This window comes from Sphingomonas sp. SphC10 (genome assembly GCF_057004845.1).
Genome location: NZ_CM168044.1, coordinates 1,405,778 through 1,421,737 on the forward strand (window position 1 = coordinate 1,405,778; position 15,960 = coordinate 1,421,737).

At 65.3% G+C, this 15,960-nt stretch carries 16 protein-coding genes and 1 tRNA gene; 8 read left to right on the top strand and 9 right to left on the bottom strand.

Annotated features, from left to right (window positions below):
* Positions 1-186: 186 nt before the first annotated feature.
* Entirely contained in the window at positions 187-1,626 is a 1,440-nt protein-coding gene (locus ACWKSV_RS06245) for an NAD-dependent succinate-semialdehyde dehydrogenase (protein WP_076716580.1), read from the top strand.
* Between the two features lie 13 nt (positions 1,627-1,639).
* Here the strand turns inward: ACWKSV_RS06245 and ACWKSV_RS06250 are convergent, their stop codons facing one another.
* Positions 1,640-1,993, bottom strand: a complete 354-nt coding sequence (locus ACWKSV_RS06250; RefSeq protein WP_076718219.1) for a winged helix-turn-helix transcriptional regulator — start codon at positions 1,991-1,993, stop codon at positions 1,640-1,642.
* 104 nt (positions 1,994-2,097) lie between these two features.
* Here ACWKSV_RS06250 and ACWKSV_RS06255 point away from each other — a divergent pair, with 104 nt between their 5' ends.
* Together ACWKSV_RS06255 and ACWKSV_RS06260 are read left to right on the top strand one after the other, a co-directional pair.
* Complete coding sequence (locus tag ACWKSV_RS06255; RefSeq protein WP_076716582.1) at positions 2,098-2,706, top strand: NAD(P)-dependent oxidoreductase; 609 nt, start codon at positions 2,098-2,100, stop codon at positions 2,704-2,706.
* A gap of 141 nt (positions 2,707-2,847) precedes the next feature.
* Positions 2,848-2,923 (top strand) — tRNA-Lys (locus tag ACWKSV_RS06260).
* 37 nt (positions 2,924-2,960) lie between these two features.
* Here the strand turns inward: ACWKSV_RS06260 and ACWKSV_RS06265 are convergent.
* The 3 genes from ACWKSV_RS06265 to ACWKSV_RS06275 all read right to left on the bottom strand — a co-directional run bounded on the left by ACWKSV_RS06265 (position 2,961) and on the right by ACWKSV_RS06275 (position 8,115).
* The gene (locus ACWKSV_RS06265) at positions 2,961-3,479 is read right to left on the bottom strand and encodes a hypothetical protein (protein ID WP_076716583.1); all 519 of its coding nucleotides are present in this window, start codon (positions 3,477-3,479) and stop codon (positions 2,961-2,963) included.
* A 39-nt stretch (positions 3,480-3,518) separates the two neighbouring features.
* Positions 3,519-5,102 (bottom strand): S10 family peptidase, encoded by a 1,584-nt coding sequence (locus ACWKSV_RS06270; RefSeq protein WP_156884378.1) that lies wholly within the window; start codon positions 5,100-5,102, stop codon positions 3,519-3,521.
* A 427-nt stretch (positions 5,103-5,529) separates the two neighbouring features.
* Positions 5,530-8,115 carry a M1 family metallopeptidase gene (locus tag ACWKSV_RS06275; protein ID WP_076716586.1) on the bottom strand — a complete coding sequence of 862 codons (2,586 nt, stop codon included), beginning with the start codon at positions 8,113-8,115 and terminating at the stop codon, positions 5,530-5,532.
* A 135-nt stretch (positions 8,116-8,250) separates the two neighbouring features.
* Between ACWKSV_RS06275 and ACWKSV_RS06280 the strand changes: the two genes are divergently transcribed.
* Entirely contained in the window at positions 8,251-9,258 is a 1,008-nt protein-coding gene (locus tag ACWKSV_RS06280) for an NAD(P)H-dependent flavin oxidoreductase (protein ID WP_172839669.1), read from the top strand.
* Between the two features lie 113 nt (positions 9,259-9,371).
* Here the strand turns inward: ACWKSV_RS06280 and ACWKSV_RS06285 are convergent, their stop codons facing one another.
* Together ACWKSV_RS06285 and ACWKSV_RS06290 are read right to left on the bottom strand one after the other, a co-directional pair.
* The gene (locus ACWKSV_RS06285; RefSeq protein ID WP_076716588.1) at positions 9,372-9,833 is read right to left on the bottom strand and encodes a DUF1465 family protein; all 462 of its coding nucleotides are present in this window, start codon (positions 9,831-9,833) and stop codon (positions 9,372-9,374) included.
* 90 nt (positions 9,834-9,923) lie between these two features.
* Positions 9,924-10,121 (bottom strand): YdcH family protein, encoded by a 198-nt coding sequence (locus ACWKSV_RS06290; protein ID WP_056437698.1) that lies wholly within the window; start codon positions 10,119-10,121, stop codon positions 9,924-9,926.
* 205 nt (positions 10,122-10,326) lie between these two features.
* Here ACWKSV_RS06290 and ACWKSV_RS06295 point away from each other — a divergent pair, with 205 nt between their 5' ends.
* A complete protein-coding gene (locus ACWKSV_RS06295) occupies positions 10,327-10,482 on the top strand; it encodes a YdcH family protein (protein WP_076716590.1) in 156 nt (51 codons plus the stop codon).
* A gap of 91 nt (positions 10,483-10,573) precedes the next feature.
* Here the strand turns inward: ACWKSV_RS06295 and ACWKSV_RS06300 are convergent, their stop codons facing one another.
* Both ACWKSV_RS06300 and dksA read right to left on the bottom strand, forming a co-directional pair.
* Positions 10,574-10,978 carry a PilZ domain-containing protein gene (locus ACWKSV_RS06300; protein WP_237243376.1) on the bottom strand — a complete coding sequence of 135 codons (405 nt, stop codon included), beginning with the start codon at positions 10,976-10,978 and terminating at the stop codon, positions 10,574-10,576.
* A gap of 220 nt (positions 10,979-11,198) precedes the next feature.
* Positions 11,199-11,660, bottom strand: coding sequence for an RNA polymerase-binding protein DksA (gene dksA, locus ACWKSV_RS06305; protein ID WP_058744014.1), 462 nt, complete (start codon positions 11,658-11,660; stop codon positions 11,199-11,201).
* Between the two features lie 473 nt (positions 11,661-12,133).
* Between dksA and ACWKSV_RS06310 the strand changes: the two genes are divergently transcribed.
* A complete protein-coding gene (locus ACWKSV_RS06310; protein ID WP_483666913.1) occupies positions 12,134-13,195 on the top strand; it encodes a hypothetical protein in 1,062 nt (353 codons plus the stop codon).
* Positions 13,196-13,216: 21 nt separating this feature from the next.
* On the opposite strand, the gene ACWKSV_RS06315 is transcribed toward ACWKSV_RS06310, so the two are convergent.
* Positions 13,217-13,732 (bottom strand): host attachment family protein, encoded by a 516-nt coding sequence (locus ACWKSV_RS06315; protein WP_076716593.1) that lies wholly within the window; start codon positions 13,730-13,732, stop codon positions 13,217-13,219.
* A gap of 89 nt (positions 13,733-13,821) precedes the next feature.
* Between ACWKSV_RS06315 and serS the strand changes: the two genes are divergently transcribed.
* Both serS and surE read left to right on the top strand, forming a co-directional pair.
* Entirely contained in the window at positions 13,822-15,099 is a 1,278-nt protein-coding gene (serS, locus tag ACWKSV_RS06320) for a serine--tRNA ligase (RefSeq protein WP_076716594.1), read from the top strand.
* Positions 15,099-15,863: a 5'/3'-nucleotidase SurE gene (gene surE / locus ACWKSV_RS06325; RefSeq protein WP_076716596.1), complete on the top strand. Its 765-nt coding sequence runs from the start codon at positions 15,099-15,101 to the stop codon at positions 15,861-15,863. Before serS ends, surE begins: the two co-directional genes overlap by 1 nt.
* Positions 15,864-15,960 lie beyond the last annotated feature (97 nt).

Consider the following 15,960-nt stretch of genomic DNA (forward strand, 5'->3'; position numbering starts at 1 on the left):
GGCGCGTAACCTATCTCGATCCCCCCGATAGGAAATGCCGTAAAGCTTGGGACGCACAAAGCCCTGCTTTTGCTCCCTCGATCCTGACAGAAGCTCGGTTTGACCCTGCTCGGCCTTGTATCGACGGGGCACAAGGCCGATCTCCGGTCCGCATTCGACCCCCTTACCCTTTCCGAAAGGACCCATATGACCGCCCAGCAAGTTGATGTAAAAACCGGCCTTTATATCGGCGGCGAGTGGCTGGGGCCGGAGGGGCGCGATACCCAGGCGGTATTGAACCCGGCAACCGGCCAGTCGCTGGGCGAGCTGCCGCTGGCGACCGCCGCCGACATGGACCGCGCGCTGGAGGCCGCGGCGCGCGGGTTCGAGCAGTGGCGTAAAGTCGCGCCGCAGGAGCGCGCCGCCGTTCTCCACCGCACCGCCGCCCTGGTCCGCGAGCGCGCCGAGGAGCTGGCGCGACTCGCGACGCTGGAGGAAGGCAAGCCGATCGTCGAGGCGCGCGGCGAAGTCGCCGCGACCGCCGCACTGCTCGATTTCCATGCAGGGGAAGCGGTGCGCATCTATGGGCGCGTCCTGCCGCGTCCCACGGGCACCCGCTCGCTGGTACTGCACCAGCCGGTCGGCCCGGTCGCGGCCTTCTGCGCCTGGAACTTCCCCGTGATGAACCCGGTGCGCAAGATTTCGCCCGCCATTGCGGCGGGTTGCTCGGTCATCCTGAAGCCCAGCGAGGAAACCCCCGCCAGCGCCATCGCGATCATGCGCTGCTTCCAGGATGCGGGCCTGCCCGGCGATGTCGCGCAATTGGTCTTCGGCGTACCCGATGCGGTGTCGCGCCACCTGCTCGCCTCGCCGGTCACCCGCAAGCTCAGCTTCACCGGGTCGGTGCCGGTCGGCAAGCATCTGCTGAAGCTCGCCGCCGATACGGTGATGAAGTCGACCATGGAGCTGGGCGGGCATGGCCCGGTGCTGGTCTTCGACGATTGCGATCTCGACAAGACGCTCGACCTGCTGGTCACCCACAAGTTCCGCAATGCGGGCCAGGTGTGCGTCGCCCCCACCCGCTTCCATGTGCAGGAGGGGATTTACGAGCGCTTCGCCAAGGGCTTTGCCGAACGTGCCGCCGCGCTGAAGATCGGCGATGGCCTGTCCTCGGACACGCAGATGGGACCGATGGCCAATCCCCGCCGTCCGCAAGCGATCGGTGCGATGATCGAGGACGCCGTGCGGAACGGCGCGCGCAAGCTGACCGGCGGTGAAGTCAAAAGCGGGGACGGCTTCTTCTTCTCCCCCACCGTGCTGGCCGATGTCTCGCTCGACGCGCAGGCGATGAACGAAGAGCCGTTCGGCCCGATCGCGCTGATCCGCCCCTTCGCCACCACCGAGGACGCTATCACCGAGGCCAACCGCCTGCCCTTCGGCCTCGGCGCATATTGCTTCACCGAGAATGGTCGCCGCCAGAACCAGCTGGCCGACGAGATCGAGGCGGGCATGGTCGCGATCAATACCGTCCGCCTCAGCTGGGGTGATGCGCCCTTTGGCGGGGTCAAGGAAAGCGGCTATGGCTCGGAAGACGGGCCCGAGGGCATTGCCAACCACATGATCACCAAGGCGGTTCACATCGCCTGATAAAAGCACGGGGTCAGGCCCGCGCGCGATAGGCCGCGCGGGCCGCCTCCACTTGCGGCTGATGCATGTCCGCCCAGCCGATCAGCACCCGCATCGGCACCAGGAACGACCGGCCCAGATCGGTCAGGCTATACTCCACCCGTGGTGGCACCTCCGCATAGACCGTCCGCTCGACGAACCCGTCCTCCTCGAGCCGCCGCAGCGTGCGTGACAGCATCTGTTTCGATACATCGCCGATCCGCCGCAGCAGGACATTGAACCGCAACGTCTCCGGCTCCAGCGCGGCGAGGACCAGCAGGCTCCATTGATCGCCGATCCGGTCGAGCACGTCGCGGATCGGGCATCCACCCTCCCCGCTCAATGCCATGGTCACATCCATATGACCTGGTCCCTGTAAAATGCCGTCTTGTGGTGCGGCAGCGCTCTGCATAGCTCCACGGTCTATAAAGTGGACCATGGAAAGGAAAGACCATGAAGATCGCCCTGATCGGAGCCTCGGGTAACGCAGGCTCGCGCATCCTGAGGGAATTGTCGGATCGCGGCCATGCCGTGACCGCCATCGCGCGCAATGCCGACCGGATTGCCGCCCTGCCCGGCGTCGACCCGGTCTCGGGAGATGTCGGTGCGCCGGATTCGCTGGCCGAGACGCTGCGCGGGCATGACGCGGTCGTCAGTTCGGTCCACTTCGCAACCACTGACGCGGCCGGTCTGATCGGCACCGTCCGCGCGTCGGGCGTGAAGCGCTACCTCGTCGTCGGGGGCGCGGGCAGCCTGGAGATTGCGCCCGGCCAGCGTCTGATCGACCAGCCGGATTTCCCGGACGCGTATAAGGCAGAGGCGAGCGCGGGCGCCGAATTCCTCGACCTGCTGCGCGGCGTCCAGGATCTGGAATGGACCTTCCTCTCCCCCTCCGCGATGTTCGTCCCCGGCGAGCGGACCGGCCAATTCCGGCTCGGCACCGACACGCTTCTGTCGAACGAGCAGGGCAGCAGCATCTCATTCGAGGACTATGCCATCGCGCTGGTCGACGAAATCGAGCAGCCCCGCCACATCCGCCAGCGTTTTACGGTCGGTTATTGAGGGACTTGCGCCACCCAAGCCGGACATGCCGTCGCGACTGCCAAAAAAATGTCAAAAACCCCCTTGGCAGGTCGGACATGCCCGGCTAATAGCGCCCCACCAGACGGGGACACGCTCCCCGCCATGCCGCAGACCGGCATCGGACGCATAGCTCAGTTGGTAGAGCAGCTGACTCTTAATCAGCGGGTCCTTGGTTCGAGCCCAAGTGCGTCCACCATTCAATCAAAAAATTGCGAAAGAGCGATTTCGCGAAGTCAGTAAATTCCACGATTTAAACGCTCGGTTAAGCGAGCCATACCTTCGGCAGATCGTTGATGTTGATCGTCTTCTAACGTCATTGGCTCGTCTACAGGCTCGATCGCGTAGATTGCGACGCGATCAAAACGCTCGTTACAAACGGGGCATCTAACCTTACGCGGCGAGTTGTCTTTGACGGTAAATGTCAGGCGTCCATCTCTTAATTCGCATGTAGGGCAGACCGGCAGGCCCGTAGGCTGGCCGCTATCATCAGCCTTATACTTGAAGCCGCCGCGCCCCATGACAAGCAACGCTTGACCTGCAAGCGTTGCCTTCAACCGTTCAAACTCAGCATCTTTTTCTAATGCCGCCTCTCGCGCTGCCACCAACTCGAGGCGAGCATCGCTTAGCGCAGTCATGAGCTCGGCAATCTGGACCTTATAGGCCGCAGCGTCCCAGCCCTTCTCTACGGCTCGAAGCCCTTTGGCTACATCAAGAGCCTGCCCGACGGCAGCAATCGCTTCCATGATCGGCATAACATCTCCCGCACATGACCATTAAAAGCTACAGGTCGATCACTGGCCCGAATTATTAGGCCTAGAGGCCCCCTGCCCCGAAGGCGGCACTGGTGGCGTCGGCGACTTCGCATCGCTCACCGCCTCGTCATACCAGCGCGACAGGTCGGCCTTCATGCTCCGTAGCGCATCGGGGTTGAGATAGGTCATGTGCCCGGCCGGGTAATAGGTGAAACGCAGATTGGCCTGCTGCGCGGGCTCCAGCATCATATGGCCCAGATCGTTCTCGGTGCCGAAGAACGGGGTCGCCATGTCGTAATAGCCGTTCATCGACAGCACCTTCAGATACGGGTTCGCCCGCATCGCGGCGCCCAGGTCGATCGCGGTGTTGGGGTTGTTCTGCGACCCGTCCGGCGACTTGTGCTTCCAATTCCAGGTCCAGCCCGCCGCGTCGCGCGCCGACAGGCGATAGGGCAGATCGGTCTTGTAGCCGAGCGTCGACTGCAGATAGTCCTGGAAGGATGCGATATAAGCTCCTGAGATCGCGTCCGAAGAGGCGTCCGTCTCCGGCCGCTCGCCCGCCGCATCGGTGTCGATGCCGAGATAACGCGAGTCGAACCGACCGACCGTGCGCGCCGACCCGCGCAGCAATTCCTTCTGGAAACGCGGCAGGTCGATGCGCAGGTTCGCGCGCTTGATATAGTCGGGCGAGATGCCGATCAGGCGGCTCATCTGTTCGGCGATCTGGTCGCGCTCCTGCGGCGAGATGCTCTGTCCCTTGGCCAGCGCCGACATATACGGGCCGACCGCAAAGGCACGCGCCTGCGCCACCACGGTCGCGACATCGGCAGGGCGATCGGCCAGGCGATTGTGATACCAGGCGGTCGCGGCATAGCTGGGCAGGTAATTCAAATAGACCTGATCCAGCCCCGGCTGGCGATAGCCGTAATTCATGATCGAGCTGAGCAGCACGACGCCGTTCAGCGCCATGCCCTTTTCCTGCAACTGATAGGCCAGCGCGCCCGAGCGCAGCGTGCCATAGCTTTCGCCGAGCAGGAATTTCGGGCTCATCCAGCGGCCATATTTGGTGACATAACGCTGGATCGCGCCCGCAAAGACGTCGACATCCTCGTCGACGCCGTAGAATTGCGCGGGCTTCATATCGCCCAGCGGCCGCGAATAGCCGGTGCCGATCGCGTCCAGGAACACCAGGTCGGTTTTGTCGAGCAGCGAATCCGGGTTCGGTCCGACATCATAGGGCGCGGGCCGCACGAACTCCGGGCTGGTCGTGCGGATGCGGATCGGCGCGAACGAGCCCATGCGCAGCCAGAGGGACGGTGATCCCGGCCCGCCATTGTACAGGAACGTCACCGGCCGCTTGGTGCCGGGCTTGGTGCCGTCGAGCGTATAGGCGGTGTAGAACATCGAGGCGGTCGGCTTGCCCTCGATATCCCGCACGGTCAGCGTGCCCGCCGAGGCGACATAGGGATAAGCGCGGCCATTGATCGTCACGCTGTCGCGGTGGCGGACCTCGGTTTCCTCCAGCGGCGCACGCGCCCAGGCGGCCTCCGCCTCGGCCTTGGCGGCTTCGTGATGCGGAGCCTTCTTCTCCCCCTCTTCCTGCGCGGCGAGCGGCGCGGTCATGGCAGTGGCGGCAAGGAGGAGGGCGAGGCTGTTGCGGATCACGAAGGGCTCACGAATAGGTGACGGGGCCGTCATCGTTTCGTGTTTCGGTATGGGAAGCAAGAGGTTGAAGGTGTGTGGGGTGATTATCGTACGCGCCGTCCAGCCCAAATGTGCTCGAAGGCCATGCTTATGGCCCTGATCCAGACTGTTCCCCGGCGAAGGCCGGGGTCCAGTTTCCACTTCGGCGCGATGGCGCGATGAATTTGCGTGGGAGGCAAATGGGCACGGATCGCCTTGGCCTCCCACTCGCCGCCTTCATTCCCTCTCAACGTTACCGAAACTGGGCCCCGGCCTTCGCCGGGGAACAGGAGGGGTTAGGTTCTTCGTTGGCCTTCGATTTCGATCAGGCTGGGCTGGCGGGGAACCACCCCCGCCAGCCCCCATATCAGCGCGCCAGCCAGGTCTGGACGGCGGGCTTCAGGCGATCCGCGACCGCCTTGCGCACCGCGATCTGCGAGATCGACCGCTTGGCCCCACCGCGCGAACCTTCGGGCAGGTTGGCATTGGCCCAGGCCTCGATCTTGCCGGGCATGGCGGGATCGTTCGAGCCCGCGCCGAGCCCGACGATAAAGGTCGCCCGGTTGCTCTCCTCCAGGAAGCTGTCGACCAGCGGCTTGTTCTGCACCGCCCAGTCGAACGCCATGTCGGGATGCGCCCCCGCGATCGAGCGGAGCAGCGCGGCACGCTGCGGCGGGGTGAAGGTGTTGTCCTTCAATACGCTCAGCGCACGGCGTGCCGCGGCATCGTCCTCGGCATAGCCCAGCAGCGAGACATAGCGGTTCTTGACCACTGGATTGCGTTCGGCCTTGGCCAGTTCGTACAGCCGGTCCCATTCGTCCGCCGTCGCGCGGGTGGCATAGGTCGCCAGGATCGGCTGGCGGATGGCGCCCGGAATAGCGTTGGGGTTCCTGGCGAGCGCGGTGACATAGCCCCGTGCACGCGCCGCGACCATCGCATCGCCGCTGGTGCCCAGCTGCCCGATCAACGTCTCGCGCAGGTTGGAAACGAGCGCACCGTCATCCGGCTTGGGCTCGAACCCGATCCGCGCCAGCACCGGCGACAGGATCGCCGCCGTCCGCGCACGCAGCGGCGTTTCGAGCGGCGTGCCTTCATAAAGGCCGTTCAGCCGCGCCAGCTCGCCGGCAACCGCCTGCCATTCCAGCGGATCGGCCTCGGGCTTTACCTGCGCCATCAGGTCGAACCAGCGGCTCAGATCCTGATAACCGCCCGCCGCCAGCGCATAATCGTCGCCCAGCGTCCCGAGACGATCGTTCAATGCCAGCTTCGCATAATCGCGCACGATCGCGGCATGGCCCGCATCGTCATACATGACACGCGTATAGGAGCCCTTGCCCTGGTTCAGCACCAGTGTGCCGCAACCGCCGACCGTCACCGGGGCGGGTGCCGCGCCGGTGACGATGGCCGTCGTCTCGGCCCCGCCGATGGTCGCCACGCGGATCGGCACATGCCAGGTCTGCGCCGCCTTCGACGCCTCATCCAGACCGAACCGACCCTGGGTCAGCGTCGCGACGGTCTTGCCGCCCTCGCAGCGTGTGCCCTGCAGCGTGATCAGCGGAACGCCGCCCTGCAACGTGAAGTCATGCGCGATGGTCGCGACATTGGTACCCGATGCCTTGGACAGTTCCTCCCAGAGCTGGTCGGTCACCGTGTTCTGGTACTTGTACTTGGCCATATAGGCGCGGATGCCCTTGCGGAACGTATCGGCGCCCAGCGTCGATTCGAGCATCCCGATCACCGCCTGTCCTTTCAGATAGGTGATGCTGTCGAAGGACTCGCCGATCTGGTCGACCGTCTCGACCTTGCGGATGATCGGGTGGGTGGCGCTGGTCGCGTCGATGCCCATCGCCGACTCACGTTCGCCCGCCACGCTGGCCGCCGCCGCTTCCCAAGCCGGGTTCAGGTCATTGCTGGCCTTGCCCTCCATCCACGAGGCGAACCCTTCGTTCAGCCACAGATCGTCCCACCAGCGCATGGTGACGAGGTCGCCGAACCACTGATGCGCCATTTCATGCGCGACGACGGTGTGGATACGCTGGCGATTGCTCTCGCTCATGACCTGCGGATTGAAGAGCAGCTCGTTCTCGAAATAGAAGATCGCGCCCCAATTCTCCATCGCGCCGAAGAACTGGCTGGAGCCCGGACCCGCAATCATGTCCATCTTGGGCAACGGATAGGGCGTGCCGAAATAATCATTATAATAGCTCAACAGCTTGGTCGCCGCGCCCAGCGAATAGTCGCCCTGGTCGACCACGCCCTTGCGGCTGACCACACCGATCTGGACGCCGTTCGCGTCCACCGTCTTGCGGTCCAGATTGCCCGAGCCGAAGAACAGCAGATAGCTGGACATCACCGGCGTCTCGCCGAAGCGATAGAGCTGGCTGCCGTCGGCTTGCGTCGTCACGGTCTCGGCGGGCATGTTGCTGATCGCGCGCTGCCCCTTGGGCGCGGTGGCGGTCAGGCGGAACTTCGCCTTGAAGGCGGGTTCGTCCCACATCGGCGCGAAGCGGCGCGCGTCGGGCGCCTCGAACTGGGTCGCCAGCATCCGGTCGGCCGAGCCATCGGCATTGGTATAGTCGATCGCGAACAGGCCATTGGCCGAACGGTTGATCGTCCCCGTCCACGCAAAGCCGACCTTGTGCCGCCCGACGCTCGCCGCCTGCGGCAGGGTGAGGGTCAGAGTCTGGGCGGCCTTGTCAGCCACGAAGGGCATCGGCTTCCCGTCGAAGGTCGCGCGCGTCACGGTCAGCTCGGCGGCGTTCAGCACGATGGTGGCGGTGGCCTGTTTCACATCGACATCGACGGTCTCCTCGCCGCTGAAGGTCAGCGCCTTTGCATCGGGACGGACGGTGATGTCGTACAGGACCGGCGCGACGGTCTGGGGCAGCTGGCCCGCCGCCAGCGCCGGGGTGGAAACGGTCAGGGCCAACAGGACCGATAGGGCGGACTTCATCGCAAGCAGGGCCTTTCAATGGGAATGCGCAAATCTCTAAGCCCTGTCCGCCCCAAAGCAAATGACGGTCATGTAATAATATTGCACAGGCCTTGCCCGTCTGGACAGGCCTTACGCTTACGTTATCGTAAAGCCATGAGCCTGCCCCCTGCCCTGAGTCGCCCGCCCCTGAACCGTCTGGCGCTGCCTGTGATCGGGTCGCCGCTGTTCATCATCTCCAACCCGGATCTGGTCATCGCCCAGTGCAAGGCGGGGATCGTCGGCTCGTTTCCGGCGCTGAATGCGCGACCCGCCAGCCTGCTCGACGAATGGCTGCACCGGATCACCGAGGAACTGGCGGCGCATGACCGGGCGAATCCCGATCGGCCCGCCGCACCCTTCGCGGTCAACCAGATCGTGCATCGCTCCAACGACCGGCTGGAGGCCGACCTGACGGTCTGCGCCAAGTGGAAGGTGCCGATCGTCATCACCTCGCTGGGCGCACGGGAGGATGTGAATGCGGGCGTCCACAATTGGGGCGGGATCACGCTGCATGACGTGATCGACGACCGCTTCGCGCGCAAGGCGGTGGAAAAAGGCGCGGACGGGCTGATCGCGGTGGCGGCGGGAGCGGGCGGCCATGCGGGGCGGCTGTCGCCCTTTGCGCTGGTGCAGGAAATCCGCAGCTGGTTCGAAGGCCCGCTGGCGCTGGCAGGATCGATCGCGACCGGCGACGCGATCCTGGCGGCGCAGGCCATGGGAGCGGACTTCGCCTATATCGGCTCGCCCTTCATCGCCACGGCCGAGGCCAATGCGGCGGAGGCCTATAAGCAGGCGGTGGTCGAAGGGCGCGCGAGCGACATCGTCTATTCCAGCCTGTTTACCGGTGTGCATGGCAATTACCTGCGCGCCTCGATCGTCGCGGCGGGCCTCGACCCGGACAATCTGCCCGAAGGCGATGTGTCGACGATGAACTTCGGCGGCGGCCAAGCGGCCAAGGCCTGGCGCGACATCTGGGGCGCGGGACAAGGCATCGGCGCGGTCGACCGTATCGTACCGGCGGCCGAGCGGGTCGCGGAGCTTCGCCGTCAATATGAGGCGGCGCGGCAGAGATTGTCGCTTGCCTCTTATTCCTCCCCCGCAAGGGGAGGAGTCGGGGCATAGCCCAGACGGAGGGGGGCACTCCTGGCGAAGGCGGGTTGTCCTCGCCAGCGGTGACACCCCCTACCATGCTGCGCAAGGTCCCCTACCCCCTGTGGGGAAGGAATGGCGCCCGACTAGAACGCCCTACCCAACCTCGCATGCAAAGCCTGCACGGGGCTGGCGACCTGGGCGTCTTCCCCGGCCATGGCATCGAGACGCTCGACCCGGCGGTGCAGGTCCAGGCTCGCCTGGGTCAGCCGCCGCGCCGGTTCAGGCAAGGCGGCAAGCTGCGCTTCGTCGGTATCCGGCGAAGCCCCCAGGCGCCGAACCGGCTGCCGCGCCTCCGCCCAGTCCATTTCACCGGCTTCGACCGCGCGCTGGGTCAGCACCCATGCGATGACGTGCATCAGCCGCGTCGTCACCTTCAGCGACTCGCAGGAAAAGGCGACCCGCACCACCGGATCCAGCCCATCGCGCTGGTCACGGCCGATCCCGTCGAAATAGCCACGCGCCGCCTCGGCCAGGGCCATGGCCTCGACATACAGGCCGTCGATCAGCTTGGCATGGAAGGGGGATTGGGACGCGGTGGAAGCCATGGCCTCTGGCTCGCACGACATTCGCGCCCGGAACAAGACGAGGTTCGGCGCGGGCTGTCCCGATACGAAGCGGTCCGGCCGCCGGGATCGTCAGGCGATGATATCGGGGATCAGCCGGTCTTCCAACTCGGCGAGTTCGTCGCGCAGCCGCAATTTGCGCTTCTTCAGCCGCGCGATCTGCAACTGGTCGGGGGTCGTGGATTGCAGCAGCGCCGCGATCGCGTCGTCCAGGTCGCGATGCTCGGTTCGCAACATGTCGATCCGCGCGCGTGCCAGCGTGACGTCCATCCTGCTCCCCCTTTGCGACCGGTACGGAAGGAAGCCCGACACCGGTCCCGCCCCTCTAGCAAGCCCGAAGGCGCGCGGCGAGAGGCCGCAACACGTCATCGTGCCAAATACCTCATCCGGTCGATTCTGACGAAAATGGATGAGGACAGACGATGATTTTGGTGTTCTACTCAGTCCCCCAAGCAATGACAGGAGGTTGAAGCCCATGCATACGGCGCATCAAACGGCCCTGGAGACCAAGCACGCCACGCTCGACCGGCGAATCAGCGCCGAATCGCAGCGTCCCGTGCCAGACGCGCTGATTTTGGCGGATCTCAAGAAGCAGAAGCTAAGACTGAAAGAAGAGATCCAAGGCCTATAGCCTGGACGCGGCCGCGCGGGTCAGCCGACCCGCCGCGGCCCATGTCGGGGGCATACGCCGCCCGATACCCATCCCCGATAGTATTTCCGAATCAGTGGTGGAACGGCTTGGTCTTCAAGCCCGTCGCAGGCTTGGCATATTCCGGCGTCGATGCACCACCGCCGACCGGTTTGCGAACCAGCGTCGGATCGATCTGGCGGTCGAAGGCAACGCCCACCCGCCCCTGGGTGCACCAGGCGATCCGCCCCGACACCGCGCCGACACCCCGCAAGTTGAGCGACACGGCCGTGCCGATTTCGACCGAAATGGGCAGTTCGGCCATCAGGCCGCCTTCGGAAATATTGCGGACCCGCACGTCACGGGGCGAGGTTTCGTCACCCAGCGTCATCTGCGCCATCAGCAACAGGCTGTCGCGCCGTCCGGCCCGGTCGCTGCGTTCCAGTTCGTCTTCCGCCATTTCAGACCCATTTGCGGGCGCACGGTTCGTCATGTCCATGATGATCGTCCCCGCTTCCCCGTTACCACTCGCGCGACCATGCGATACGCATCATCACGTTGCCAACCCCTTAATGAAACGTTGCCAACCCGTTAATGAAAGCGGTTCCAGACATCTGTTGACGAACAGGACAGGTCTTTGACGTTCGCGCCCGCATTTCGCAAGGCGACCCCCGTACCGGCGCCCCGATCCGCATGGACCGGAGCACCGGGCCGGTGCATCAATCGTCGCGCGAAACCTTCTCGTTCCGCTCGTGACGCTCCTGCGCCTCGACCGTCATGGTCGCGATCGGCCGCGCCTCTAGCCGACCGAGGCTGATCGGTTCGCCGGTGACTTCGCAATAGCCATATTCGCCCTCCTCGATCCGACGCAGCGCGGCGTCGATCTTGGAGATCAGCTTGCGCTGACGGTCGCGGGTGCGAAGCTCGATCGACCAGTCGGTTTCGCTCGACGCGCGATCGGTCAGATCGGGTTCGCGAAGCGAGTCGATCTGAAGCTGGGACAGCGTACCCTGCGCCTCGCGCTGGATCGCTTCCTTCCAGGCGATCAGCTTGCGGCGGAAATAGGCCTGCTGCTTCAGGTTCATGAAAGGCTCGTCCGCCGAGGGACGATAATTCTCGTCGATATCGTTGGCCGCATCCGGGCCGGTGGATTCCGTCACGCGATTAAACACCGTCGCCATACCACTCTCCCAAAGGGCCCGTCGGTGCGACGTTCGGCACCGTGTCCTCGGGGCCGCCCCCTGATGGTCGAGAGGGCCTATAATCGGTGCCACCGTCTGCCGCAAGCGACCGGCGTTTCATCGTCTTGCCAATTTCTATAATAAAGTTGCGATGTTAACCGGGCATAGACGAATTGGTGCCATTATGGTCAGTTTACAGACCCGATCATCGAATCCTGACTGTCGCCGGGCCGTCCATGTCCCTAAAATATGGTCGGCGGCGGTTCGCGAATCCCAAAGCTAGACGCGGACGGCCAATAATGGGTTTGACCTGAAGCCATTGTTGGTCACTGTGATGACAGAAACGCTGGAAAAACTTGCCTTTGGGGCGATCGGGTGGCGATGCCGGAACCATCACCCGGTTTGAAGCCTTGGTCCGGTCCCGTGTCGTTTGCGGGCCTGAACCGTTTGAGGATGTGACGATGTCTGTGCGAATGGCCTTGGCAAAACTGACGGCCTGTGTCGCTGGCGGCGCCGTGATCGGCGGCGGGGCCGTCCACATGGTCGATCGTCCCGAGCGCCCGGCGCTGGTCAAGCAGACCAAGGTCAAGAAGCGCATCGTGCATCATCGTCGGCTGCCCGCGCGGCGACATGCCGTCACACGCACGACCACGACCACCACGACGCCCTCTCCGACGATCGTGACCGTCATGACGCAGGAACCGCCGGTTCCCGTCCCCCTGCCCGCCACCGCACCGTCGGTCGCGCCAGGCGGCGGCTATGTCCCTGCGGTCATCGGCGGCTGGGGTGGCGGTTTCGGCGGCGGCTGGGGCGGTGGCCTTGGCGGCGGTTTCGGGTTCGGCGGCGGCTTCGGCGGCGGTGGCGGATCGAGCGGAAGCATCGTGATCTCGTCGACCAGCAGCGGCGGATCGACCTCGTCGGCATCGGGCGGGTCCGGCGGATCGGGTGGTTCGTCCACCTCGTCGGCCTCCGGGGGTTCGGGCGGATCGTCCACCTCCACCGGCGGCGTCAGCAGCACCTCGTCCAGCGGCAACGTGTCCAGCACATCATCGTCGGGCAATGTGTCGAGCACCTCCTCGACCGGCGGCTCCTCTACCTCTTCGGGTAACGTATCGTCGACATCCTCGACCGGCGGTTCGTCGACCTCCTCGGGCAACGTCTCGTCCACCTCTTCGACTGGTGGCTCCTCCACTTCGTCGGGCAATGTTTCGTCGACGAGTTCGTCCTCGGGCAATGTCAACTCGTCGAGTGCGTCCAGCACCTCTTCGGCGTCATCGGCATCGTCCGCCTCCTCGGCTTCGTCGAGCGGCTATGCGTCGAGCAGCAGCGGCTGGTCGTCCAACGGCTCGTCGGCCAGCTCGGCCTCGAGCGCGTCGTCGGCGTCGAGCGCTTCTTCGGCCAGCAGTGCCTCATCCTCGGGCGGTGACACGCCGCCCCCGACGCCAGTGCCCGCCCCGCCGATGGTTCTGTTGTTCGGCAGTGCGGCGGCGGCGCTGGTCATCCGGCGGCGACTGGCCAAGCCGAAAACGGCCTGACCCGCCGCCGCCCGGTGGCGGTTACGCCTTTTGCAGCGCGGCCTCGATCTCGGGCACTGGATGCCCGGTCAGATCCTTGGCCAGTTCGCCGACCAGCCGGTCCTCGACCGCCTTGTGATAATGTTTGCGCAACTCGCCCAGCGTCTTGGGCGGGGCCACGACGATCAGCGACTCGAACTCGTTGGCGAGTGCGCGGCGCTTGAGCATCTCGGCGGTCTCGGCCGCGAAGCGATCCTCTTCCTGCTGATGGAAGTCGGTCTCGCCCATCGTGCCGCGCGATGCGGCGAACTGCGCACCCTGGCCGCCGCCACCCGCCTGGTTCGATCCGCCCTGCGCGATCGGCGGCGCACCCGCGCCGCTTTGGGTGGAGGACGCCGCCCCGGCACTGTCCGTTTTCTGGTCGCGATCCGCCGGATTGGGATGTTCGACCGCGTGTTCGACGATCAGATTGGGATAGTCGGCATCCCCCTCGTTTCGAAAGAACAGGCTCTTGCGGCCATCGACGACCAGCACGAAGCTGTTATGCGGCACCTGCATCGCGTTTCTCCTTCTATGAGCCCGGGGATAACGCGGACGCTTCGCCACGGGTTGCGTGACGGCGGAGCGAACGCCATAGCCTCCGCCCCATGCACGACATTCGCCTGATCCGGGACGACCCCGCCGCCTTCGACGCCGCCCTCGCCAAGCGGGGTGCGGAGCCCCAGGCCGATACGCTGATCGCAATCGACGAGCGCCGCCGCGCCGTCATCGCCGAGGCGCAAGGTGCGCAGACCCGCCGCAACGACCTGTCCAAGCAGATCGGCCAGGCCAAGGCGGCCAAGGACGAGGCACGCGCCCAAGCCTTGATGGACGAGGTCGCCGCGCTGAAGGCCAAGCTCCCGGAGCTGGAGGAGCAGGAGCGCAGCGTCGAGGCCGAGCTGAACACCGCGCTCGCCGCCATTCCCAACCTGCCCGCCGCCGATGTGCCGGAAGGAGCGGACGAGAATGACAATGCGCTCGTCCATCAGAAGGGGAGCCCCGCGACCTTCGCCTTCGAGGCGCGCGAGCATGACGCGATCGCGCCGGCGCTGGGCATGGATTTCGAGACCGGCGTGGCGCTGTCGGGCGCGCGCTTCACGCTGCTGCGCGGCCCCATGGCGCGACTGTCGCGCGCACTCGGCCAGTTCATGCTCGACCGGATGACCGAGGAAAACGGCTTCGAGCTGGTCCAGCCGCCGCTGCTGGTTCGCGACGAAGCCGCCTTCGGCACCGGCCAGTTGCCCAAATTCGCCGAGGACCTATTTCGAACTACGGATGGCCGCTGGCTGATCCCGACGGCGGAAGTCTCGCTGACCAACATCGTGCGCGAGGCGATCCTGAGCGAGGCGGAGCTGCCGCTGCGCTTCACCGCGCTGACCCCCTGTTTCCGTTCGGAAGCGGGCGCGGCCGGGCGCGACACGCGCGGCCTGATCCGCCAGCACCAGTTCGACAAGGTTGAGATGGTGTCGATCACCACCCCCGACCAGTCGGATGCCGAGCATGAGCGGATGACCGCCTGTGCCGAGGGCGTGCTGGAGGCCCTTAGCCTTCCCTATCGCCGGATGCTGTTGTGCACCGGCGACATGGGCTTCTCGGCGGCGCGCACCTATGACCTGGAGGTCTGGCTTCCCGGACAGGCGCGCTATCGCGAGATTTCGTCCTGTTCGACCTGCACCGATTTCCAGGCGCGGCGGATGATGGCACGCTATCGCCCCACCGAAGGCAAGGGCACCCGCTTCGTCCATACGCTCAACGGCTCGGGGCTGGCGGTCGGCCGTACGCTGGTCGCCGTCATCGAGAATTACCAGCAGGCCGACGGCTCGGTCGTCGTGCCCGATGTCCTGCGCCCCTATCTGGGCGGGCAAGCGGTGCTGGAGCCGCGCTGATGCGCATCCTGCTCACCAACGACGATGGCTATCACGCGCCGGGGCTTGCCTCCCTGGAGCGGATCGCGGCGACGCTGTCGGACGATGTCTGGATCGTGGCGCCCGCCGAAGACCAGTCGGGGACCAGCCGTTCGCTGACCCTGACCCGGCCGATGCGGCTGCGGCAATTTGGTGAGCGGCGCTTTGCGGTGACGGGCACGCCGACCGACTCGGTGCTGATGGCACTGGGCGAGGTGATGAAGGACGCGAAGCCCGACCTGATCCTGTCAGGCGTCAATCGCGGCGCCAATCTGGGCGAGGACGTCTTTTATTCCGGCACGGTATCGGCCGCAATGGAAGGGGCGATGGCGGGCATCCGCTCGATCGCGCTCAGCCAGCGTTATCCGACACAGGGGGTCGGCGACCAGGTCTCCTTCGCCACGGCCGAAGCCTGGGGGGAGCGGGTGCTGCGCCCGCTGCTCGACCTGGACTTCGCGGCGCGAACGCTGATCAACGTCAACTTTCCGCCGGTCGCGCCGGACGCGGTGAAGGGCATCCGTATCGCGCGCCAGGGCCTGCGCGACTATGGCCGGGCACGGTTCGAGAAGCGGGCCGATCCGCGCGGCTATGACTATTACTGGCTGGCGCTGGGCCGCCTGCCGCATCGGCCGGGCGCGGACAGCGATCTCGACGCCATTGCCGCCGATCACATCGCGGTAACGCCTTTGCAACTCGACCTGACGCATGAACCCTCATTCGTTATGCTTAACGAAGCCTATCGCTAAGCGGATCACGAAACGGCTTTCTGGGGGACGTGGGGTTGGATCGGACATCGGTTGCCATCGGGCGGATCTTGGGGCTGGGGCTGCTCGTATCGGGCTG

Bases quoted from the DNA above. Each gene is read 5' to 3' on its own strand.
- ACWKSV_RS06255 (WP_076716582.1), top strand. From the start codon at position 2,098: ATGAAGATCGCCCTGATCGGAGCCTCGGGTAACGCAGGCTCGCGCATC.
- ACWKSV_RS06310 (WP_483666913.1), top strand. From the start codon at position 12,134: ATGGCCTTGGCAAAACTGACGGCCTGTGTCGCTGGCGGCGCCGTGATC.
- ACWKSV_RS06285 (WP_076716588.1), bottom strand. From the start codon at position 9,833: ATGGCTTCCACCGCGTCCCAATCCCCCTTCCATGCCAAGCTGATCGAC.
- ACWKSV_RS06270 (WP_156884378.1), bottom strand. From the start codon at position 5,102: ATGACCGCGCCGCTCGCCGCGCAGGAAGAGGGGGAGAAGAAGGCTCCG.
- ACWKSV_RS06290 (WP_056437698.1), bottom strand. From the start codon at position 10,121: ATGGACGTCACGCTGGCACGCGCGCGGATCGACATGTTGCGAACCGAG.
- ACWKSV_RS06245 (WP_076716580.1), top strand. From the start codon at position 187: ATGACCGCCCAGCAAGTTGATGTAAAAACCGGCCTTTATATCGGCGGC.
- ACWKSV_RS06315 (WP_076716593.1), bottom strand. From the start codon at position 13,732: ATGCAGGTGCCGCATAACAGCTTCGTGCTGGTCGTCGATGGCCGCAAG.
- surE (WP_076716596.1), top strand. From the start codon at position 15,099: ATGCGCATCCTGCTCACCAACGACGATGGCTATCACGCGCCGGGGCTT.
- ACWKSV_RS06280 (WP_172839669.1), top strand. From the start codon at position 8,251: ATGAGCCTGCCCCCTGCCCTGAGTCGCCCGCCCCTGAACCGTCTGGCG.
- ACWKSV_RS06275 (WP_076716586.1), bottom strand. From the start codon at position 8,115: ATGAAGTCCGCCCTATCGGTCCTGTTGGCCCTGACCGTTTCCACCCCG.
- ACWKSV_RS06300 (WP_237243376.1), bottom strand. From the start codon at position 10,978: ATGGACATGACGAACCGTGCGCCCGCAAATGGGTCTGAAATGGCGGAA.
- ACWKSV_RS06250 (WP_076718219.1), bottom strand. From the start codon at position 1,993: ATGGCATTGAGCGGGGAGGGTGGATGCCCGATCCGCGACGTGCTCGAC.
- dksA (WP_058744014.1), bottom strand. From the start codon at position 11,660: ATGGCGACGGTGTTTAATCGCGTGACGGAATCCACCGGCCCGGATGCG.
- ACWKSV_RS06295 (WP_076716590.1), top strand. From the start codon at position 10,327: ATGCATACGGCGCATCAAACGGCCCTGGAGACCAAGCACGCCACGCTC.
- ACWKSV_RS06265 (WP_076716583.1), bottom strand. From the start codon at position 3,479: ATGCCGATCATGGAAGCGATTGCTGCCGTCGGGCAGGCTCTTGATGTA.
- serS (WP_076716594.1), top strand. From the start codon at position 13,822: ATGCACGACATTCGCCTGATCCGGGACGACCCCGCCGCCTTCGACGCC.